Annotated in this window: 21 protein-coding genes; 3 read left to right on the forward strand and 18 right to left on the reverse strand. The window is 50.1% G+C overall.

What is annotated here, in order from left to right; genetic code table 11:
• Window positions 1-243: 243 nt before the first annotated feature.
• Window positions 244-1,227, reverse strand: a complete 984-nt coding sequence (gene rlmN, locus C0033_RS12225; protein WP_002584956.1) for a 23S rRNA (adenine(2503)-C(2))-methyltransferase RlmN — start codon at window positions 1,225-1,227, stop codon at window positions 244-246.
• Between the two features lie 16 nt (window positions 1,228-1,243).
• Complete coding sequence (locus C0033_RS12230; protein ID WP_003431289.1) at window positions 1,244-1,429, reverse strand: cysteine-rich KTR domain-containing protein; 186 nt, start codon at window positions 1,427-1,429, stop codon at window positions 1,244-1,246.
• Window positions 1,430-1,827: 398 nt separating this feature from the next.
• Between C0033_RS12230 and C0033_RS12235 the strand changes: the two genes are divergently transcribed.
• The 3 genes from C0033_RS12235 (at window position 1,828) to C0033_RS12245 (ending at window position 4,010) form a co-directional block, all read left to right on the forward strand.
• Window positions 1,828-2,184, forward strand: a complete 357-nt coding sequence (locus tag C0033_RS12235) for a helix-turn-helix transcriptional regulator (RefSeq protein ID WP_002584957.1) — start codon at window positions 1,828-1,830, stop codon at window positions 2,182-2,184.
• 201 nt (window positions 2,185-2,385) lie between these two features.
• Window positions 2,386-2,715, forward strand: coding sequence for a plasmid mobilization relaxosome protein MobC (gene mobC / locus C0033_RS12240; protein ID WP_002584958.1), 330 nt, complete (start codon window positions 2,386-2,388; stop codon window positions 2,713-2,715).
• Window positions 2,676-4,010 carry a relaxase/mobilization nuclease domain-containing protein gene (locus C0033_RS12245; protein WP_002584959.1) on the forward strand — a complete coding sequence of 445 codons (1,335 nt, stop codon included), beginning with the start codon at window positions 2,676-2,678 and terminating at the stop codon, window positions 4,008-4,010. Before mobC ends, C0033_RS12245 begins: the two co-directional genes overlap by 40 nt.
• A 201-nt stretch (window positions 4,011-4,211) precedes the next feature.
• Here C0033_RS12245 and C0033_RS12250 read toward each other — a convergent pair whose 3' ends face one another.
• The 16 genes from C0033_RS12250 to C0033_RS12325 form a co-directional block, all read right to left on the reverse strand.
• A complete protein-coding gene (locus C0033_RS12250; RefSeq protein ID WP_002584960.1) occupies window positions 4,212-4,421 on the reverse strand; it encodes a transposon-transfer assisting family protein in 210 nt (69 codons plus the stop codon).
• A gap of 4 nt (window positions 4,422-4,425) precedes the next feature.
• Complete coding sequence (locus C0033_RS12255) at window positions 4,426-7,455, reverse strand: antirestriction protein ArdA (RefSeq protein ID WP_103228160.1); 3,030 nt, start codon at window positions 7,453-7,455, stop codon at window positions 4,426-4,428.
• 125 nt (window positions 7,456-7,580) lie between these two features.
• Window positions 7,581-7,949: a cysteine-rich VLP domain-containing protein gene (locus C0033_RS12260; protein WP_103228161.1), complete on the reverse strand. Its 369-nt coding sequence runs from the start codon at window positions 7,947-7,949 to the stop codon at window positions 7,581-7,583.
• Complete coding sequence (locus C0033_RS12265) at window positions 7,946-10,021, reverse strand: type IA DNA topoisomerase (protein ID WP_103228162.1); 2,076 nt, start codon at window positions 10,019-10,021, stop codon at window positions 7,946-7,948. Before C0033_RS12265 ends, C0033_RS12260 begins: the two co-directional genes overlap by 4 nt.
• The gene (locus C0033_RS12270; RefSeq protein WP_103228163.1) at window positions 10,018-10,767 is read right to left on the reverse strand and encodes a DUF4366 domain-containing protein; all 750 of its coding nucleotides are present in this window, start codon (window positions 10,765-10,767) and stop codon (window positions 10,018-10,020) included. The genes C0033_RS12265 and C0033_RS12270 overlap by 4 nt, the downstream gene beginning before the upstream one ends.
• Window positions 10,757-11,023 carry a DUF4315 family protein gene (locus tag C0033_RS12275; protein WP_074089157.1) on the reverse strand — a complete coding sequence of 89 codons (267 nt, stop codon included), beginning with the start codon at window positions 11,021-11,023 and terminating at the stop codon, window positions 10,757-10,759. Before C0033_RS12275 ends, C0033_RS12270 begins: the two co-directional genes overlap by 11 nt.
• A 20-nt stretch (window positions 11,024-11,043) precedes the next feature.
• Entirely contained in the window at window positions 11,044-13,014 is a 1,971-nt protein-coding gene (locus C0033_RS12280) for a C40 family peptidase (RefSeq protein ID WP_103228164.1), read from the reverse strand.
• On the reverse strand, window positions 13,011-13,967 hold the full coding sequence (locus C0033_RS12285; RefSeq protein WP_103228165.1) for a site-specific DNA-methyltransferase: 957 nt from the start codon (window positions 13,965-13,967) through the stop codon (window positions 13,011-13,013). The genes C0033_RS12280 and C0033_RS12285 overlap by 4 nt, the downstream gene beginning before the upstream one ends.
• On the reverse strand, window positions 13,964-16,360 hold the full coding sequence (locus C0033_RS12290) for a VirB4-like conjugal transfer ATPase, CD1110 family (RefSeq protein WP_103228166.1): 2,397 nt from the start codon (window positions 16,358-16,360) through the stop codon (window positions 13,964-13,966). The genes C0033_RS12285 and C0033_RS12290 overlap by 4 nt, the downstream gene beginning before the upstream one ends.
• Window positions 16,320-16,712, reverse strand: a complete 393-nt coding sequence (locus C0033_RS12295; protein ID WP_103228167.1) for a PrgI family protein — start codon at window positions 16,710-16,712, stop codon at window positions 16,320-16,322. Before C0033_RS12295 ends, C0033_RS12290 begins: the two co-directional genes overlap by 41 nt.
• Before the next feature lies 1 nt (window position 16,713).
• Complete coding sequence (locus tag C0033_RS12300) at window positions 16,714-17,262, reverse strand: MT-A70 family methyltransferase (protein WP_103228168.1); 549 nt, start codon at window positions 17,260-17,262, stop codon at window positions 16,714-16,716.
• 10 nt (window positions 17,263-17,272) lie between these two features.
• Window positions 17,273-18,136, reverse strand: coding sequence for a VirB6/TrbL-like conjugal transfer protein, CD1112 family (locus C0033_RS12305; protein ID WP_242984487.1), 864 nt, complete (start codon window positions 18,134-18,136; stop codon window positions 17,273-17,275).
• Between the two features lie 73 nt (window positions 18,137-18,209).
• A complete protein-coding gene (locus C0033_RS12310; protein ID WP_002604482.1) occupies window positions 18,210-18,425 on the reverse strand; it encodes a Maff2 family mobile element protein in 216 nt (71 codons plus the stop codon).
• A 67-nt stretch (window positions 18,426-18,492) separates the two neighbouring features.
• Window positions 18,493-20,274 carry a VirD4-like conjugal transfer protein, CD1115 family gene (locus C0033_RS12315; RefSeq protein ID WP_103228169.1) on the reverse strand — a complete coding sequence of 594 codons (1,782 nt, stop codon included), beginning with the start codon at window positions 20,272-20,274 and terminating at the stop codon, window positions 18,493-18,495.
• Window positions 20,271-20,744 carry a PcfB family protein gene (locus C0033_RS12320; RefSeq protein ID WP_103228170.1) on the reverse strand — a complete coding sequence of 158 codons (474 nt, stop codon included), beginning with the start codon at window positions 20,742-20,744 and terminating at the stop codon, window positions 20,271-20,273. The genes C0033_RS12315 and C0033_RS12320 overlap by 4 nt, the downstream gene beginning before the upstream one ends.
• 36 nt (window positions 20,745-20,780) lie before the next feature.
• The gene (locus tag C0033_RS12325) at window positions 20,781-21,710 is read right to left on the reverse strand and encodes a DUF6017 domain-containing protein (protein WP_103228171.1); all 930 of its coding nucleotides are present in this window, start codon (window positions 21,708-21,710) and stop codon (window positions 20,781-20,783) included.
• Between the last annotated feature and the right edge of the window lie 14 nt (window positions 21,711-21,724).

A 21,724-nucleotide genomic window follows, 5' to 3' on the forward strand; every position in this document is an offset into this window, starting at 1 on the left:
GGAGCATAGCTTTTTTTGACCGCAAAGCATTAGGCGGGTTACAGTAAATAAAAATGGACACGGCGATACCTCCCCGATACCGCCGTATCCTTAAAAAAGGGCGACTTTAATACACTACCCGCAATCCATTCTATAATAGGGAACAGCGGCTTTTGCGCAATATTAAATAAAAAAGCCGATAACACATAGGTTTTTTGACCTAATGCGTTATCGGCTCTGCGTCTATGCGTCTGGCACTTTTAATCATTTTTTTTTGAATTTATTATATGTGTTAGCTAACTGTCCACAAGCCGCGTTAATCTCTCTGCCATGAGAAACTCTCATAGTAACTTCAAGTCCTGCTTGCTCTAATTGATGTTTGAATGCAACTATTTCCCGTTTCTGTGGTGCTTTAATTCTTGAATTGCTTGTTGGGTTGTATTGTAACACGTTAATCATAACTTTTTTGCCCCGAAACCATTTTGCAAGTTGTCTTACATCTGAGGGCCGGTCATTTATACCCGGTAAAAGCAAATACGCAAAGACAATTTTGCGATTATGCCTTTCAGAATAGGATAAGGCTTGCTTAACAACATCTTCAATAGCATATATGCGCATGTGAGGAATAATACGATTTCTTGCAGATTGTGTTGCTGCGTGTAAAGATATTGTCAACTGAATTTTAAGATGTTCCTCGCGCAATTTTTTTAATTGATCGACCGGACCAACTGTTGATATGGTAATGCCGTCGGTTGGAAAGTTGAGCCCATATCTATCTCGGAGAATATGGATTGCTTTTATCAAGTTGTCATAATTGAATAAAGGCTCTCCCATACCCATAAAAACGATACGGTTTACTTTTCGACGCAACAATATAATCTGTTGTACGATTTCTGACGATGTTAGATTACGAACAAAGCCATTTCGCCCGGACTCACAAAAAATACAACCAACAGGACAACCGACTTGTGTGCTCACGCAAACAGTTCCACCATCTCGCCGCTTGATAAAAACCGTTTCAATGTATTTGTTGTCTTTCAGTTCGTAAACATACTTTTCAGTATCACTGCTTTTGCAAATATTTTTTACCAACATTGATAGATTTTTTTTGCGTGGTAATTGCTTATATAATTCTTCATATAAGGCTTTTGCTTCATTCTCGCCAATAACTTCCGACATTTCTTTGTAAGTAAATCCGTATGGATCATTCCGTACTTCCGCAGGCGTATATTTAGGTAAACGTTTCATTTTTATATCCTTTCTTCTAAATAATAAAAGTTTGTTTTTCTGTATTTTTGATTACAATCTCTAATTTTTCTACATCAATGATATGCGTCAATTTGCATTTAGGGCAGAAAAGAGGAAAATCTTTTAATACAGTATTATGAAATACTTGAACTCTCGTCTTTCCGTTACAAATCGGACATTTTATCCAATATTTTTTAAGCATTATATTTCACTCGTCCTTTTTACACAAAAAAATGCAGGTCAATCCTCAACATGAGCATTGACCTGCATTTATAATGCACAGAGCAGTACAACAAAACTAAGGCATAGCTTACACTATGTCTATACTATATCTATACGTCGTTAGTTTTTTGTATAGCATCCGCAAAATAAGCATGACAAAAAAGCCCATGTTGAAAATGGGAAAATCCTTTTTTTCAATGCTTATCTAATACGCATGCTATGCAACATAAACGCCGCCTCCTTTTACATAAATTTTATTTTATCAGAAAATCAGTCTACTGTCAATACACAACAGGAAGTATTTAACCTAATGATATGAATTGTGTGGACATATCCAAAAAGAAAGGTGAACTGTAAAATGTAACAGGGTGAATGAAAATGGCAAAAAGACCCGTACCATTGTACGACTTTAAGGCTTTCGGGGCAGCTATAAAAGCCGCGAGAAATGAATACGGCGAGAGCCGCAAAAAGGTAAGCGACGAGTTATATATTTCCCCGCGCTACCTTGCGAATATCGAGAACAAGGGACAACAGCCGAGTTTACAGGTATTCTATGACCTTGTAACCCGGTATCATATTTCGGTAGATCAATTTTTCTTCCCGAACAGCAATGCGGAGAAATCCACCGGGCGGCGGCAGCTTGACGCGCTGCTGGACGGTATGAGCGATAAAGGCATACGGATTGTAACCGCAACAGCAAGGGAGATAACGGAAGTCGAAAAAGCAGAGGATTAACCTCACAATATGAGAAATCGGGAGATTGCAGCGCATGGCGGCTGCAATCTTTTTTTGCGTCCAAAATCAAAGGAACGCGCAACAAATACCGCCTTTCGGTGGGGGTATGGAGTAGATAGCAAGCACAGCAAACGAGTACCCGTTTGCGGAAAATGCTTGTTGGGATAATCCCAAACCCTTATACCGAAAGGCGGTGCGGAAATGGAAAACCGAAAGAGAAATATACAGATGAAGTTTTACGTTACGGAAGAAGAAAAGCGGCTGATCGACGAGAAGATGAAGCAGCTTCCCATAAAGCAGTATGGGGCATACTTCCGTAAAATGGCGATAGACGGGTATATTCTTGTCGTTGACCGAAGCGACACAAAAGCATATATCCGGGAACTGCAAGCGGTGAGCCGGAACATCAACCAAATTGCAAAACGCGCCAATGCGACGGGGACGGTTTACAGGCAGGATATAGAGGACATTAAAAAGGCGGTGGACGAGATATGGCGGTTACAAAGACGCACCCTATTAAATCAACCTTAAAGGCTGCGATAGACTATATCTTAAATCCCGAAAAGACAGACGGGAAGCTGCTTGCGTCCTCTTTCGGCTGCGGGCTGGAAACCGCCGATATTGAGTTTGCATGGACGCGGGAAGCTGCCGGAGATCGCGGCACACATTTAGGGCGGCACTTGATACAATCCTTTGCGGTGGGAGAAACCACACCGGAAGAAGCGCACAAAATCGGCATGGAACTTGCCGGGGCGGTATTAGGCGGCAAGTATGAGTTTGTTTTGACAACTCACGTCGATAAAGACCATCTGCATAATCACTTGATTTTCAACGCGGTTAGCTTCGTTGACTACAAAAAGTACCATTCCAACAAGCAAAGCTATCACTTTATCCGGCGCACCAGCGACAGGATATGTAAAGAGCATGGGCTATCCGTCGTCGTACCGGGACAGGACAAGGGAAAAAGCTATGCAGAATACACCGCCGAAAAGCAAGGGACAAGCTACAAAGCAAAGCTGAAAACGGCGATAGATACTCTCATTCCCCAAGTGAAAGATTTTGACGAACTGCTGCGCCGCTTGCAGGAAATGGGGTATGAAATCAAACAGGGCAAATACATTTCCTTTCGCGCTGCCGGACAGGAACGGTTTACCCGCACAAAGACGCTCGGCGCGGCCTATACGGAAGAAGCGATAAAGGAGCGTATCAAGGGCGTGTATGTTGCCAAAACAAAAACGCTGCGGGAAGATAAGAAAATCCGGCTTGTCGTCGATCTTGAAAACAGTATCAAAGCCCAACAGTCGGCGGGCTATGAACGGTGGGCAAAAATCCATAATCTGAAACAGGCTGCTAAAAGCATGAACTTCCTAACCGAAAACAAGATTGAGTATTATAGCGAACTTGAAAGCAAGATAGCCGATATTATGACCGCTCATGACGCGGCGGCAAAGGCGGTTAAGGAAGTGGAACAGCGTATGTCTGATTTGTCGCTGCTTATCAAGCACACCACCACATACCGACAGTTAAAACCGATTTACGATGAATACCGAAAATCGCCGGACAAGGAAAAGTATCTGCGGGGGCATGAAAGCGAAATTATCCTGTTTGAAGCTGCGGCAAGGGCATTAAAGGAAATGCAGATAAAGAAGCTGCCCGATCTCGCCGCGCTGCGCAAGGAGTATAGAAGCTTAAACGACAGGAAAACCAAATTGTATGAAGATTATCGGCAAGCCAAGAAGCAAATGCAGGAATACGGCGTTGTCAAAAAGAACGTCGATAGTATTCTTTACCCGTCCCAAAGCAGGGCGCGGGAGCAGGAGCGATAAGGCGCAAAACATGGGGTGGCAAGTGGAATGTTAAGGGCTGAAAACGCCTGTGTTTCTGCGGCTTCCAGCGCATGAAAACGACATAGACGATAAAGTATATTCAAACCCGCAAAAACGGCTTTCTAATTGTCCACGCAAGGACAAAAAAAGAACAGGGGCGCGGTGCCGGAAATCGGCAACCGCGCCCCTGTTCTCTATGGGCTATTCCTCGTCGGTCAAGATAAACTCCCTTTCGGAAAACTCGCTGTCCGTCATGGCTTGCAGCTTGTTCACCGCTGCGGCGGCAAGCTGGCGCATATCCTCGTCCATGTAGGGCATGGCGGCAAGGATATTTTCAAGCGTTGTTTCCCGGCTGTCCTCGGCGTAGATCGCAACAATGTTTTCTTCCTCAATGGTAAAGCGGGTATTCATGCTATCAAACCTCCAAATCCTTTTTATGCTCTTTCTGTTTATCTTTCGGCTGCTGCGCCGCCTGTTTCTTGTATTCGTCCAGCTTCTTCAAAATGGACGGTTTTTTCTGCGGCTGTTCCCGTTTCTCGGCTTTTACCGCTTTTGCAAGGTCGGTAACGGAAATCGCTTCCCCCGCCTTTGCCCGCTGCTCAAAATCTGCAACGGTGGGCGTTTGCGGCGTATTGTTGATAAGCCCGTCAAAATTGTTGTCGTTCTGCTCTATGGTGTCCTCGACGTGCTTTAAGGGATTATCCCGCTGCGGCTGCTCGGCGGCTATGGCATAAGCCTGTGTGCCATTCCCCATAATGAGATACTTCCCGTCCTCCGACGCATGGTGAAAACCAAAGCCCGCCGCTTCGATCTGTTCGCGGGTCATATCGGTAATATGAAAATTGCCCCTCGGCGTTCTAACGGTTTCACCCGTCATAAGGCTGTCGGGGGTCGCTTCCGGCTGCTGCTTTTCAAGCTGCCCGTCCTTGTAGGAATAGCCTTGCGCCGCGATTGCTTCAAGGGTCTTGCCTGTAACGTCGCCGTAAATCCGCTTGTCTGCGTCAACCAGCATTTGCAAGGTATCTTTTACAGTATCGGACAAGGCTTGCTGCTGTTCGGGCGGTAACTTGTCAAATACGGGGGGCTGCTGCTCCTGCTCGGCTTGCCGCTGCTGCTGCAACTCGGTAAAATGCCCCTCAATCTCGGTAATGAGTTCCTTTGCGGTGGCCTGTATCGTTTCAAGGGACGCTTTTAGTTCGGTCATTTCCTTGCCGCTGCTCCAACCCGCCACATAGCCGAAAGAGTAATCGGACGTATTAAGGCCGAAATGCTGGCAGACGGTGTAAGCGACGCTTTCCGCTTCTACCTCGCGGGTATGGCGGTCAACGCGGTTTTGTTCCTCCGGCGGGGCGTTCAAGTCTACATCGTGCAGCTTCGCATGGGCGATTTCGTGAATGGCGGTCTTTACCGCCTGTAACTCGCTTACACCCTCTTTAATGGCAATCCGCTTATCGGTTAAACTGAAATACCCGTTTGCGCCGTTTGTGATCTGCTCAAATGCAATCGGGACGGGGGACGCTTTTTCAAGGGCGGCGAAAAAATCCTCGTATTGCTCCACATCGGCAAGCAGCGGTTTAACGGAAAGGTCGGGAAACTCCTTGCCCTCGGTCTGCGAAATATCAAAGACGGTTATAACCTTAAAGGCGGGGACGGTGATTTCCTTTTCTTCCTTAATCGCTTTTCCCTCGCGGTCAAGCATGGGCTTTCTCGTTTCGGGGTCGATTTTATCAACCAGCTTTTTCACCTTGTAGGGTGCGGGGGCAAAGATTTTAATGCCTTTCTCGCCTTTCTTTACATGGCGATCAAACTCCTTTTCCCATTGACGGAAGCCCATTACCAGATTGCCGCCCTGCATGGCAATCAAAATCGTATTGTTCAGACTGTAATCATGGAACTTTGACATAGCGGTTAAAAACTCTTTGTAGCGGTCGCTGTCAAAAATCGCCTGTACGCCTTGCTCCAAACGGGCGGTAATCTCCTTTACCTTTTCGGCGGGCTTTTCGGAAGTAAGGATAATGGGGACGACGGGGCGGGGCTGCTGCGGCTCTGCGGTTTGTACGGCTGCTTGCTGCGTTTCGGCTGCGTCCATATAGGCTTTGTCCTGTTCGCCGCGCTCCGGCTGCGGGTAACTCATAATCTTATATTCCTCCGGCACTTCGCGCCCCTCAAACTGCCGTTCCCACTCGTCGCCGCTTTCCACGATATAGCCGTATTCGGTAAACGCGCCTTTTTCCTGCGCGGCGGCATTTCTTCCGAAAGTAGTAAGGTCAATGCCGCCTTTCCATTCTTCGGGCATTTGTACCATGCCGGATTGATTTAAGTAATAGTCGCCCAAATCGCGGTAGGTATGTACTTCGGGGATATGGACGTAAAAATCCACGTTGTAGGTGAAGTCAATTACCTGTCCAATATTTGCAAGCCCGTTTTTCTGCTGCAAAGCTGCGTTTAGCTTGCCAACCTCGGCGGGGTCAAGCTGTTCCAGCCGCGCCGCAAGGAAATTGAGTTCGTCCACGTCGGCGGCGCATACCATTTCATAAGGCAAGGCAATATGTTTCTCCGGGTCGTCGGAATAGCCGCGAATGGAAAAATCCTGCGGGTTATCGGCGGTAATGCCGACGCTCTGCATAGCGCCCTGTAACTGCTCCTTTGTGGCGGGCATATCCAACCAATAGCCGCTTGGGTCGCCCGCTTCAAAGCGGCTGCGGTTGCCTATCATAATAGAAAACTGTTCGCTCATGTGTTCACGCTCCTTTTCCTGCCCGGTATTTTCGGGGATAGCTGCCGCCTGTTGCTGCTGCGGGGGTTCCTCGCCCTCTATGATGTAGTCCGGCATAAGCATACCGTTTACTTTGAAATACTCGGCGTACTCCTGCGGGATAGGCGGGGAGATTTCCGTAAACAAGCGGTCATACGCTTTGATACGCCCATTCAGATACTTTTCCATAGCCGCCTTATCGGTGAAAACTTTTCTGTCCTGTCCGGCGATCTTCGCTTGGGTTCTGCTTGGGCTGTTGGTTCGCACGCTCCATGTAAGCGTCCATGAATACGGGATAGATTTCTGCGCTTCTTGGTTGTAGCGGGTATTCTCGTAAATGTAGTAATTCATCTGATATACCCGGTTGCTGCGGGTATGGCGGTTATACTCGTTTTTCTGCCACTCGTTCGCGGTGTGCTGGACGTGCGGCGTTCTCACATATTCAAGTGCTTTATCCAGCAAAAGCGTTTTCCCCGCCTGTTCTTCCCATGCGGCGGCGCGTTCTTTAAGGTCGTCAAAAAACGTCTGTTCTGCCGCCGCGCTTTCGCTGCGCATGGAAAGTAGCTGCGCAATCGGCAAGGAAGCATAAGGGGCAATATCCCCGTCCTTTGCTTCAAAATATATCCGGCGTTCTATCCGCATGGTTTCGGCGGCTTCTAATTTGTCATGGTCGTATGAGGTGTACGGCATATTGTTTCATCACGTCCTTTCTCGGTCATATAAGGGTTTGGGACTATCCCAACAAGCAAAATGCCCGCGCTCTCTATGGGAAGCGCGGGCATTTCTCGCAAACGGGTACTCGTTTGCTGTGCTTGCTATGTAGTTGTTTTACTCCGTAAACGCCTGTTTCTCTCGCTCTCCGCTTTCTGTCTGCGGCGTATCTTTGCCGCGCAATCGGGGCAGTATTTCGCCCGGTTGCTGCCCGCCGCAAACGTGCTGCCGCATACCGCGCAACGTTTCAAATCGGTTTCCCCGCTGCGGGTGATCTGTTCGCAAAGCTGCCTGTCGGCGGGTAATACCGCTTCGCGGAAATAGCGGCATAGCAGCGAATAGCTGATACTCTGCACACAAACGCAAGTTTCCCCGTCGTCCAGCAGCAGACAATTCCCGCAATCGTTGTTTGCACAAGCGGCGCGGGTCATTTTCTTTACGGCGCGGTACTGCTTTTCATCAAGCCTTATCATTTTCGGTTCTGCTCGACGCGGAAGTTTACATACTTGCCGCCTGTGTCGGCAAGCAGCACAACCCCGTCAAAGGTCTTGCCCGTCTTGGTGGAGTACATACCTTTGATTTTTACCTTTCCGTCTTTCAAAAGGGCGGCGGCAATCGCCTTTGTGAAAGCCTTTTTGCGCTGCTCAAAAAAGCGATCATTCTTCCACATGACAAAGCTGCAAGCCCTGTCGGAACAATAAAAGTTTTTCTTGCCCTCGTAAACCGCTGCGCCGCAACGGGGGCAAGTGCCGATTGCTTCCCGCTGCGGGGTAAACAGCTTCGCTTTATCCTCGGAAATCGCGGAATAGGTTTTAACAAGCCCCGCTGTCATTTCCTCAATCCCGCGCATGAAGTCGGCGGGGCTGTCGCTGCCCTTTGCAATCCCGGTAAGGCGCGTTTCCCATTCTGCCGTAAGCTGCGGGGACGTAAGGCTTTCGGGCAGAATGGCGACAAGGTTATACCCGTCCTTTGTGGGGATTAGCTTCTTGCCCTTGCGCTCGGCAAAGCCCGCTGAAATGAGCTTTTCAATGATACCCGCCCGCGTCGCGGTGGTGCCTAATCCCTTGCGTTCCGCGTCCTCCGGCGTTTCCTCCTTGCCCGCGTTCTCCATAGCCGAAAGCAACGTATCTTCGGTAAATGCCTTTGGGGGCTGCGTGTAACGCTCGGAGATCTCCGCTGCCGGATTTTCAAAGGCCTGTCCCTCGGCAAGCGGGGGCAAAACCGCTTCCGGCTCTGCGTCCTCGTCCTGTTCCCCGGACGCGGCGCGGGACAGTCTTTCAATCTCGCGCCAACCCTCGCAAAGCGTCGTCCTGCCCTTTGCGGTAAAGGCATAGCCGCCGCAAGTGAAAACCGCCGTAACTGCTTCATAGGTATAGGGCGCGGCAACGGCGCAAAGCAGTTTTGCGCATACAAGGGTCATTAGCTTTTTCTCGCTCTCGGCAAGGGGCGCAAAACCGTTTTTCAAAAACTCCGCTGTCGGCAAAATGGCGTGATGGTCGGTTACTTTGCTGTTGTCGCAAATCCTTGTAAGGTCGGCTTGCAGCTTCACGCCCTGCATAAAGGGAAGCAGAGAACAAAGCCCGGTAATGAGTTCTTTTGTGCTGCCCTCCATATCGGAAGTGATATATTTGCTGTCGGTGCGGGGATAGGTCAAAAGCCGCTTTTCATAGAGGGCTTGCGCATAGTCAAGGGTCTGTTTCGCCGTAAATCCATATAAGCGGTTTGCTTCCCGTTGCAAAGAAGTAAGGTCAAACAGTTTCGGCGGGGCTGCGGTCTTTTTCTCTTTTTTGAGGGAAGTACAAACGGCCTGCGATTTCTCGCAAGCCGCTTTCATCTGTTGCGCCGCCGCTTCGTCGTCCTGCCTTTCGGAAAGGGCGGCAACGCCGCCAACGTCCAACCGGACGACATGATATTTTTCTTTCTTAAAGCTGCTGATCGCATAGTCGCGGTTTACCAGCATAGCAAGGGTGGGCGTTTGCACTCTGCCGACATTCAATGTTTTATGGTAGAGGATAGAGAAAAGGCGGGTCGCGTTAATGCCAATGAGCCAATCGGCCTTTGCTCTGCAAAGCGCGGATTGATACAGGTTGTCATAGCTGCGCCCGTCTTTGAGATTAGAGAAGCCCTCGCGGATTGCGCTTGCTTCCATGCTGCTAATCCAAAGGCGGGAAAAGGGCTTTTTGCAATTTGCCTGTTCATAGACAAAGCGGAAAATGAGTTCTCCCTCGCGCCCGCTGTCGCAAGCGTTGACAATCTCGGTAACGTCGCTGCGGTGCATAAGGTCTTTGAGAATAGAAAACTGCTGCTCCTTGCCGCTGGCAACGGAAAACTGCCACTCCTGCGGGACAATGGGGAGATCGTCGTACTTCCATTTACGGAATTGTTCATTGTAGGTCGCCGCGTCTGCAAGGCTAATCAAATGCCCGATACACCACGACACAAGGTAGCCGCTGCCCTCAAAATATCCGCTGCGCTTTTCATTCGCGCCAATAACGGCGGCAATCGCCGCCCCGACGCTCGGTTTTTCTGCAATTACAAGTTTCATAGATTATCGTCCTCCTGCTCGGTCTGTTCGGTTTCGACTTCTTCCGTTTCCTCGTCGTCCTCGTCAAAATCAAGGTCGTCAAGGCTGCTGCTGCCTTTTGCCGCGTCCTTTTTGGGCTTCATAATCTTAAAGTAATAGAACGCGCCGCCGCCCGCTGCGGCAACAAGCAGCACCACAAGCAGAATACCCATGCCGCCGCCTTTTTCTTCCTCCTGCGGCTGCTCGGTTTCTTCCGGCTCCGGCTCGGCTTCCACGCCCGCGCACTCGCTCATGTTGACGCTGCAAACCGGGCAATCGGTGTTGACGCTTCCGGCAACGCATTTATCGGTGCAGCTACAAACGGGGGCTTCGGTCTGCCCGTCCTCCATAAGGGCGGTTAAATCCGCTTCGTCCACCTGGTTAAGGAAATGGACGGTGTTTTCTCCGTCCTCGGCGCGGTCAATGATGATGTAAAAATAGTTGCCGCTTTTGGTAACGACGGTGATAAACTGCTTGTCGCCGGACGCTTCGCCCGTAATATCGTCCACAAGGGACATATTACCGTCCGGGGTAAGGGGCTGCGGCTCATAGCCGCCCGTCGTTTCTTCCGGCTCGGTTTCCGGCGGGGGCGTTTCCTCGGTTACAGGGGTAGGCGGCAAGTCGCTTTCAGACCCGCCGCCCGCGTATGCGGTAACAGAAAAGCCGCACATGACAACCAGCGCGGCAAGCAGTACGGTAAACTTTCGGATTAGCTTTTTATTCTTCATCGTCGCTGTCCTCCTGTTCGGCGGGGTAGGCCGCTTCCGGCTGCGGCAAGGTGATTTCGCCGCTGGCGTAAGCGGAGAGGAACGCGGCAAGCTGCGTCCCGTCAAGGTGTACCGCCTTAACCATTTGCACGATCTGCGCGTTTTCTTCCTCGACTTTCTGCGCTTCAAGGTCTTTCAGCTTCTTTTGGTATTCAAGGACTTTCGCCCTCGTTTTCTCAATATCCCTTTCGATACGGTCAAGTTTTGTGTTCGCCATAGTCATTTACTCCTTTCAAATTAGTTGTAATTTAACCGCCCGTAGGCGTAAAAGTGGGATTGCCAATAGCTGGTGTCCAGTCTTGAATACTGGATGGGGTCGCCACAATGCAGCATGACGGGGCTTCCGTCCCCGTCCTCGCCCACATAAATCCCCACATGGGAAACGCCGGGGGTATCGTATGTACCAACGAAAAACACAAGGTCGCCCGGTTGCGGGCTGGAAACGCGGGTTGAAATGTTGTAAAGCCCTTGCGCCCCAAGTCTGCCCGTATTGTATAGGCCGCTGTTCGTCAATACATAACTCACAAAGCCGCTGCAATCAAAAGAGGTTTCCGGGGTGCTGCCGCCCCACACATAGGGAAAGCCGACATATTTATCCGCTTCCTCAATGAGCCGCGCAAACTTTTCATCGGAATTAAGGAGCGCGGCGGGTACTTCATAATCGGCGGGCGGGTTTTCATAGTATTTTGATACATAGCCGGACGACGGGAACAAATCGGGGCGGTTTCCCAGCGACGACATATACATAGCGTACATGGATAGCTGTTCTTCGCCCATGATGTAGACGGGGACATGGGAAAGGTTGAAGTTTTCCAAATCCACATGAAGAATGTAATAGTTATAGGGTACTTCAACCTCATATTCGTTGCCCTCGCTGTCCGTCCTCGTTTCGGTGCGGTAGCGTACCTGTACTTCTTCCTCAACGGTCAAGATATACTGTTTCTCAAAGAGCATTTCAAGGGTGCTTTGCGCTTCATCAAGGGTAAACACGCCCTCATGCAGCGCGGAAAGGATAGAGATTAGCACATAGGGGTCATGCTCGATCTCGTCCGCGTTTACCCGGTATTCGTCGTAGCCGGGGTATTCGCGCTCGATGTTATCCAGCATATCTTGTAACTCGGCTTCCATAGCGGCATACGCGCTTTCCGCGCCCGTAATATCCGCGTCCTCGGAGAGATAGGACGACGCAATCAAGCCGCTGCCGCTGTTGCCGCCAAAGAGGGAGCAAGAGGACAAGCCGCCGAAAAGCAGCAGCACGATAAAGGCAATCCCGCCCACAATCAAGCAGCCTTTCCAGTGCCGGACGACAAAGAACGTCGCCCGTTTGGTTTCCTGCGCGGTTTTCTTCGCCGCCTTTGCGGTGGCTTCGGCGGTCTTTTTGACCTTGCCGCCCGCTTTCAACGTCTTTGCATACTGCTTTTTAATGCGCTGCTTCTGCCAAAAACGGGAAATGGGGTTTGAGTGCGCAAGGGCGGGGTTATCGTGCAACGCCTTTTGATAGAGAAAATCGGCGTTTGCCTTTACCGCTTTTTTCTCCGCTGCCGCCGCTGCCCGGTAGGGTTTCAGCTTATGGCTGCGTATGCTGCGCTTTGCTGCCCGCGCCGCCATGCCGCCCGCTTTCTCGCCCGCGAGTTCTACCCGGTGTCCGCTTTCCACACCGACGTTTTCTTTCTCTACCTCGTAGATTTTCCCATGTACGGTGCTGTTTAACTCCTGCGCCGGACGGGATAAGGGGTTATGACGCAACTTGCCGTTTGGGGGCTTATCGGTCTTTTCAAAGGAAAGGCGCGTCTTTGCCTTGCCTTTCGCTTCGTCAAAAACGCGCTCTTTCTTGATTTTGGTCTGCTTGGGGATAGCCGCCCGCGCTTTGTCTAAACGGTCTGCCGCTTCCTCGGATTTACGGATAGATTTCTGCAATTTCGGCGATGCCCGTTCCGCTTCGGAAAACTGCAAGCGGGAAGTATGGTTTTTTAGCTGCGCTGCGTCAAGGGCTTTTTTCTCTGCACCCTTTGCCGCGTGTCGCTCAACCTCTGCGCCGATATGCTGAAAAGCCTTTTCCGCTGCCGCCCCTGTGGGGGCTGCATAGTTTTCCTCCTGCGGCCTTTCGCTGATACTGGACGCTTCGCCCGTCGTGAGGTTTTCCGCAACCGCACCGTCGCGGGTCATTTTCTGCGTTACTTTGTCGGGAGCTTTCCATTCCTTGCTCATGGGCTTTCACCTCCAATCCGCTGTTTTGCAAGGTCGCAATAGTCGGGATTTAATTCAATGCCGATATAGCGGCGGTCAAGGTTTTTTGCCGCCGCTGCGGTTGTGCCGCTGCCTAAAAAGGGGTCAAGGACAATTCCGCCGACGGGACAGCCCGCCAAAATGCACGTTTCCGCAAGTTTCGGCGGGAAAGCTGCGAAATGCCCGCCATGATACGCAACATTGTTGATCTGCCAAACGTTGCGACGGCTGCGGACGGGGGAAATCATCTCGTCGGCGTATGCGCCCTTTTTGCGGGTGCAGTTGATTTTCTGCGGCTGGTTCTGCCCTGGAACGGTAACGCTGTACTTGTTGCCTTTGCCAACGCCGCTTTTCAGCCGCCCCGTCGTTGCGGGAGCTATCGGCTCCGCTACCGCCTGCCAATCGTAGTAATACTTTTTCGATTTGGTGAGCAGAAACACATACTCATAGCAGCGGGTCGGCCTGTCCCGTGTGCTTTCCGGCATGGGGTTTGTTTTGTACCAAATGATAGAACTGCGCAAATACCAACCGTCGCCCCGCAAGGCAAGGGCTACAAGCCACGGAATACCAATTAAATCTTTCGGCTTGCAGCCGGGGGCGCGGTGGTTGAACGCCACTTGCTGCCCGTTCCTGCCTTTGGGGTATTTGGGGTCTTGGTGTCCGGCTTTGCTGCCTGTGCCGCAATAAGTGTCCGCGATATTGAGCCAACAAGTCCCCTCTGGTGTAAGCACCCGCTTTACCTCATGGAATACCGCCGTAATGCGGGAAACATATTCTTCCGGCGTTGCTTCCCGTCCGATCTGCCCGTCTGCGCCGTAGTCCCGCAAGGCATAGTAGGGCGGGGACGTTACGCAACAATCAACTGCGTTTTCCGGCAAGGTTTGAAGCACCTGCAAGCTGTCGCCGCAATAGATTTTATCCGTTTCTATCCTCATGCCGACACCTCGCCGGGTTTGGTCGTCATGACGCGGTACAGTTCCGTATCCTGCGGGAAACGGTCAATAAACGGCAAAATCACGTTGCCGTAGAAAATAAGCCCCTCGCCCGCTTCGGAGTGGGTTACATAGGTCATTTGCTGCTGCGAGATATTAAGCTGCTTTGCAAGGATTTCCCTGTCGCCCTGCGCTTGGTTGAGCATATACACAAAGTCCGAGTTTTCAAAGATGTTCTCCACCTCGCGGGACGATAATAAATCTTTGACATTTTGGGTGATACCTGTCGGAATACCACCCCATTTGCGAAAACGCTTCCAAATCTCGACACTGTATGCTGCGGTCTGTTCCTCTTTGAGCAGCAAGTGAAACTCGTCGATGTAATACCGCGTCGCCTTGCCCTCGCTGCGGTTTATGGTAACTCTGTTCCAAACCTGATCTTGCACAATGAGCATACCGAGTTTTTTAAGCTGTGTGCCGAGTTCCTTAATATCAAAGCAGACAAGGCGGTTATGAATGTCAACGTTTGTCCTATGGTTAAACACGTTCAAGCTGCCGTTTACATAGAGTTCCAACGCCGACGCGATACGCTGGGCTTCCTTTTCCGGCTGCTTCTTGATTTCATTGTAGAGGTCGCCCAAAATCGGCATATTCTCCGGCTTGGGGTCTGCAAGGTAGCTGCGGTACACGCTGATTACGGCGCGGTCAATCAAGGTCTTTTCAACCGCTTCCAACCCGTTTTTGCCGCCCATAATGAGTTCGCAAAAGGAAAGGATAAAATCGCTCTTTAAGGCTATGGGCGTGTCGCCCTCGCTGTAATTGAGGTTTATATCCATCGGGTTTATGTACTGCGTGCTGTTCTGCGAAACCTTGATAACCTGTCCTTTTAGCCGCCCCACAAGGGGGTAATACTCGGCTTCGGGGTCGCAAATGATAATATCATCTGCCGTAATGAGAAAAGCGTTGGTGATCTCGCGCTTTGCGGAAAAACTCTTGCCGCTGCCGGGTGTACCCAAAATCAAGCCGTTGGGGTTTTTTAGCCGTTTCCTGTCGCACAAAATCATGTTGTTGGAAAGGGCGTTTAAGCCGTAATACAACGCTTCGCCGTTTTGGAACAGCTCTTGCACCGTAAAGGGGACGAAAATAGCGGTGCTGGAAGTCGTCAAGCCCCGCTGGATTTGGATAAGGTTTTCCCCCAGTGGGATAGAGGACATAAGCCCCTGTTCCTGCCGGTAGTCAAGGCGGGTGAGCATACAGTTGTATTTCTGCGCGATACTTGCGGCCTGAAATATATCGTTGTCCAATTTCTGCTTGGTGTCTGCGATATTCAGGACAAGCAGCGTCAAAAGGAACATTCGCTCGTTCCGGCTCTGCAAATCCCGCAAAAGGTTTTTCGCTTCGCCGCCATAGGTGGCAAGGTCGGACGGGATTATGTCCATATCGTAGCCGCTGCGGATTGCCTTTTTCTGCTCCTCAATCTTCATGCGGTCAAGGTCGGTGATTTTCCGCTTAATGGTCTTGATCGCTTCGTTGTGGTCGATACTCTGAATGTGCAAATTGACGACAATCCCGTTTTCCGCTTCCATAAAGTCGGCAAGCATACGGTCGGAAAGTTCCGGCGCGACGATCTGTAAAAAGGAAACCGCGCCAAACTTCCCGCCCATTTGGAACATTCGCCCGTCGCCAAAGTGGAAAGAGGACGGGGCGATAAAGTCCTTGACGGAAAGGCCGCTTACGGGTAGCCATTCCCACGCAAAGTTGAAACGTTCCCCGTCCGGGTGGAAAAGCCCATGCAGCACTTCAAGACGCTGCTTCCCGTCCAGCACCCGCGCCGCCGCCCCCATTACCTTAAAATGGTTGAGGGTGTCCGTTTCGATACGGGCAAGCCGCGCCCGCGCCGATTTAATGTCCTTTGCTTCAATGGTAAAGGTGAGGAACTTTGTCTTGATAAGCCCGTTGTTGCCGCGTTCAAGCTGCGTTTGCAGCATTTCGGTGTATTCGGCTCTGATACTGTCAAAGTCATCATTTTGCGGGGCAATCGTGATACTGCTCTTAAAATCTTCCTTGTTCGCATGGCGGCTGATTAAGGAAAGCTGCACGCCAATCGAAGCGTCAAAAGAGTTATACATATCGCAAAGGGCTTCAAAAATGGCGGTCTTATCGTCCGGCTGCGCAAGCTGATAGTTAATATCTTCAAACTCAATGCACTTGGAATACCGCCCGTTTGCAAGGCGGCAAATCCCGTCCTTATACATTCGCTCAAAAGGTATGCTGCCCTGCGCCGTATGGGGCTTCCCGTCGCCCTTTGCCTGCCGGATAAGCGCGTCGATCTGTTTCTTTTCCTGCCGCGTAAGTTTACGCTTTTCGTTTTGGGTCTTTCCCTTTTCCTTTGACAATCGCCCGTACCTCCTTATCTAATCGCTCCTGCCGCGCAAGGGCAGTATAAAAATTGTTGGTCTGATAAGGTCGCTCTTTGGGGCGAAGAAACTTCACTTCCACAAATTGCCGTATAATCACTTCCAGCGGTTGCCCGTTCTTCTCGTACATAGCGAGTAGGAACATAGGCAGCATGGCAAGCACCATGCACAAAGCCGCCGTTGTCGTTCCCGCGCTGTCCTTTGTCAAAAAGAATAGCGGTAGCCCGATAGCCACCGCCGCGCTGAAACAAATTAACTGTCGTTTGGTAAGGTTGAACATTACCTTGCTTTTGATTTTGGTTAAATCCTTTGGGACGGTTACATATGCCATTTCAAACCTCCTTTCCGGCAAACCGTATGTCGCTTGCAATTTCATTTCCCCACACGTCCCAACCGGGGGTATGCTGTCTTGCAAACAGTTCAATGCGCGGGAGATCGCCCATAAGGGCAAGTATCTTTTCCCGCGTTATATCCGGCTTTTTGCTGTGCTGCTCAACAGGGGAAATAATAAATTGATGTACCTTGTTTGATTGTCGCTTTGGGTGTCCTTTGGTAGCAAGCAAGCAGATTTCCGCATTTCCTCGCGTCCAAAAACCCAAGCCATAAAACCAAGTGGGCGATTTCCGATTTTGCTTTAACCATACAAAGGCAACAGATTTATAGGTAAATCCCCAAGCCTTGATTAACTGCAACGCTTCTTTAAGCTGCGGGAACGTCGCCCATAGGAATAAAATGCAGTCGTTATCCGCAATTTCTTTGACGGGTAAAGCGCAAAGTTCCTCAATGCTCATAGTGGGATAGTGTTTTTCTGCTGCGCCCTGTACCTTGCTTCTCGCGTATCTCCACGGGGGATCGGCGTAAATGATTTTGTATTTCTTCATCTGCGCCCCCTTAATGCGCGCTGAATACGGATTTTGCAAGGCTTCCCGTCTTGAAAAGCGTAAAACACAAAAGGACGGTATAGCCCATGCAAGACCAGATCGCGCCGGATATATCGTCGGTTGCCGCGATTGTCTGTATCAAAACCGCGTAAATGCCGACGCACACGAGAATTAGAAAAGCCTGAAAACCAAGTGCAAGCAAGGATTTTAAGTAATTCTGTCCCATGCCGCCCCATTCACGATTTACCATTGTCGCAACGGGGATAGGGGCAATACTCGTTACAAGGTATATTTCAATCATGCGCCCGTATACCACCAGCATAATACAGATAGACAACGCTTTCATCGTAAGCCCCACAAAGAGCGATTGAAACCATAGTCCCAAAAGCCCGCCGACGCTCATAGCTTCCAGCTTTGCTTCTATATCGGTGATAACGGTTGCAATATCTATGCTTGTGTCGGATATGATAACGCCCGCGCTGTCGTTGACGACGCTCTGTGTAATGTCAAATACGCCCATGACGATGTTCCAAGTATTTGTTACCAGCAGCACCGCAACAAAGGTTTTGAAAATCCACTTGAAGAAAATCCAAGTGTCGAGATCGTGCAGATTGTTTTTCTCAATTACAAGCTGGATTAGTTCGTAGCACATGACAAAGGTAATGATAACGCCCGCAATCGGCACAATGACGTTTTCCGAAAGGCTGCGTATCATGTTGAATATGCCCGCGTTCCACCCGGCAGGGGTTGTGCCGACTTGCGTTGCGATTTCTCCAACCTCTGTATTTACGCTGTCGAACAGCCCGGAGAGATTAGAGAGTATTCCGTCTGTCAAAATGCCGCGAAACCAATCTTCAATCATCTGCCATATCAAAAGCTAATCCCTCCTTTCCCGCGCTCTCCCGCGTGAAGCGGGAGAGCGCGGCGGGTAGTGTTAGTTTGTGGCATTATCCAAACAGGCCGGAGAGCAGCGGGACAAGGGTAAGCCCAATGAGGGCAACGCCGCCGCCCGCCATAAGCTGTTTCATGCCCTGCGATTTCGCGCCGGGGTTATCGTTGCCGTACCCCTCCATGAGGTTAATGCCGCCCCAAATGCCAAGTCCTGCGCCAAGCGCGATTACCAAAGTCTGCAATACGTCAACTGCGCTGTTGAAAAAATCCATATAAACCTCGCTTTCTGCCGCTAAAACGGCTCAAAAAATGTTGTTGGAAATAAAAATGCCGCCGTTTTTATTCGGCGGCTGCGTCCTCGTCGGACAAATCTATTTCGTATATGTCAAAGGGTTCGTCGGGCTTTACGATTGCCGGACGGGTGGACATATACCGTTCAACGTCAAAAGCGTTTTTCTTGTCGAAGTCGGAAAGGTATTTGTAGTTCGGGTGCTGCGTTATATCGTACTTATCGCTGAAAAAGGGGCGCACGCCGCGCAACTGCAAAATACATTTTCCTCCGTCCATAACTGCGATTTCGTCCTGTGTCATCAACTCCTTTCCCAATTTCTGATAATTGAGGCCATGAGAAACCTGCGTGCCGCGATTTTCGGAAGTGTTGAAACTGTCGATTGTTTCCCGTCCCAAGTTTTCCGAAATATCCTTTGCATTTTTCCCACGTCCTCCCAAAAACAAGGTGCTGTCGGCATTGTCCAGTATGATTTCTGCCGCGTCCTTGTAAATGGCTTTTAGCTGGCTCTGCGATTGCAGAATGATAGAAGCCGAGATTTCCCGGCTGCGGATTGTAGCAATGAGTTTTTCAAACTGCGGGATTTGGCCGATGTTGGCAAACTCGTCCAGCAAACACCGCACATGAACAGGTAGTTTGCCGCCGTATTCATCATCGGCCTTGTCGCAAAGCAAATTGAAAAGCTGCGATTGCAGCATAGCGATAACAAAATTGAAAGTGCTGTCCGTATCGCTCATTATGAGAAAAAGCGCGGTCTTTCTGTCGCCTAACGTATCAAGTTCTAATTCGTCGTAGGACATAAGATCGCGGAGTTCCTTTATATCAAAGGGGGCAAGCCGCGCACCGCAAGAAATGAGGATTGATTTTGCGGTCTTGCCCGCCGCCAATTTATATTTTCGGTACTGCTTCACCGCGAAATGGTCGGGGTCGCGTTCCTCCAAGTCGGCAAACAACAGATCGACGGGGCTTTGGTATTCCTCGTCGTCCTCGCGGGCTTCGCTGGCGTTGATAAGTTCCAACAGGGTAATAAAGTTCATTTCCTCTGCGGGGGCTTCGTACCAGATGTAGCCCACCAACGCGCAATACAAAAGCCGTTCTGCCTTTACCCAAAAATCCTCCGCGCTTTTTTCGCCCTCGCCTTTGGTATTCGCTATCAGCGTGTTTACCAGCTTCAAAATGTCCTTTTCGCTGCGGATATACACAAAGGGGTTGTAGTGCATGGATTTTTTGAAGTTAATCGTATTCAGTACCTTAATGCGGTAGCCCGCCCGTTGCAGCAGCTTCCCGCACTCGATTAGGACGGTACCTTTCGGGTCTGTCAAGACGTAGGAAGAATGAAGCTGCATTAAATTAGGCTTGACGAAAAACCTTGTCTTTCCGCTGCCGCTGCCGCCGATCACGACGACGTTTTTATTTCTTGCGTACTTCGGCTGCTTCGGGCGGCTGTTCATGGTAAGCCGTTCCGTCTGCGTTAAAATGATGTTGTTTTGAAAATCCGGGTCTATGTAGGGCTTAATATCTTCGGCGTTTCCCCATCGGGCAGAGCCGTACTCCGCGCCCTTGCGGTATTTCTTTGCGTTTTTCCCTTTGACATAGACTATCAAGCGGATAATCACCGCGCCAATAATGCCGACAAGCAAATCCAGCGGGTACACGCTCGGCAAGGCGTTTTCAAAGACTGCGGAAAATCCCTGCGTGATATTCAGTATCTTTGCGGAAATATCCGCGCCGGGGGCAAGCCGCACCGCCTGTCCGACTTTATCAAAGAGATAGACAAAGAACACATAGGGGATATTCGGAAGTATCAGCTTTTTGTAGTTAATCTGCTTCATATCTCGCGCCCCCTGTCCATTTTCTTTACCTTGTCGCGGGCGGCGTTAAGCTGTTTTGCCTTGTCCTTTGCAGCGGCAAGGGCTTTGCGGATAGATGGCTTTTTATCCCGGTTCAGCTTCTTTGCGGAAAACTCTTGAAACGCTGCGGTCATAACGTCCGCGTCCCGGCCTTTGAAAAACACAAGGTAACGGGTCTGCTCGCCCTTAACCTTTTTCAGCGAAAAATCTATGTTGTATTTCTTCGCCGTACTCTCAAAGGCTTTGATATTCGCGTCGGTGATCTCGATGTTGGAAACGCCCGCATTCTGCTTCATAAGCTGGCGCATGGTCTGTTTCCCATGCGCGGGCTTGCTTTTCTGCTCCAAAAACTTTCGGATTGCTTTCTGCAACGCCTGTTCGGTAAGCCGCGCCGCGCCTTTTCCCACTTTGACGTATAGGGCAATCGTTTTTTGGGTTACTTCCTCCTGCAAGGTATCAACTCCTTTCCCGGTAAAGTGTGGCTATGCTCATTCGCCGCCGTAAAAATCGTGATTGACAAGGGCGGTATAGTAGCTGTCAATGGTACTCGGCGCGTTGAACAGCACCGCTTTTAGATACTGCTTGATGTTGCGCACTTTGGTTGTGTTTTCCCTCATGCAGTCCAAAACAAACTCAATGTGGCTGCTGTTCAGCTTCATAAACTTGGATTTCACCAGTTCGGCGGGGTAGTCGTCCCCGGCGATACGGATTGTCTTTCGGGCTGTGCAGACGGTTTCCAGCATAAGGTCAACAATCTCATTTAGGCGGTCTGCGTCGATTTTGCAGTTTTGAATGAGATGGTCGTATTCGATATTGTCCTTGATAATCTCCCTGTAAATCTCTACTGCGCTATTGCTTTTCGCTTCCGTTCTTTTCCTTTCCGGCAGCGTAGCCGCTTCGCCCTGTGCAAAGGGCAAGGGGTTTGGGGAATGGAAAGGAATGGAATGGGTACTTGATAGATCAGTAATTGATTGTTCTTTACTTGATATATCTTTATTTAATTGCATTGGATTTTCCTGCGTAGGTTTTTCCAACGTAGGTTTTTCCAACGTTGGATTTTCCAATGTAGGTAAATCCGATGTAGGCGGCTTTTCGCTGCTGGTAGCTGCTTCCGGCTCTTTGGGCTGCGGCTGCTCATATATGACATAATCCGCGCCGCGCAAACGTCCTTTCTCGTCGCGTTCCCGGCTGCGGACGATATATCCGGCTTTTTCAAGTTCTTTGACCGCTTCGCGGATTGCGTCGATCTTCTCGCGGTTGATGTGAGATAAGCCCGCAAGTGTATAATCCCAATCTTCGGGCAAGGACAGCATTTGCGAAAGCAAGCCTTTTGCCTTTAAGGTGAGTTCCTTATTGCGCAAGTGGTGGTTGCTCATAACGGTATAGCCCGTATTTCTCTCAACTCGGAAAACTGCCATTTTTTATCACTTCC

This window comes from Clostridium sp. chh4-2, from assembly GCF_002899675.1.
GTDB lineage: Bacteria > Bacillota > Clostridia > Lachnospirales > Lachnospiraceae > CHH4-2.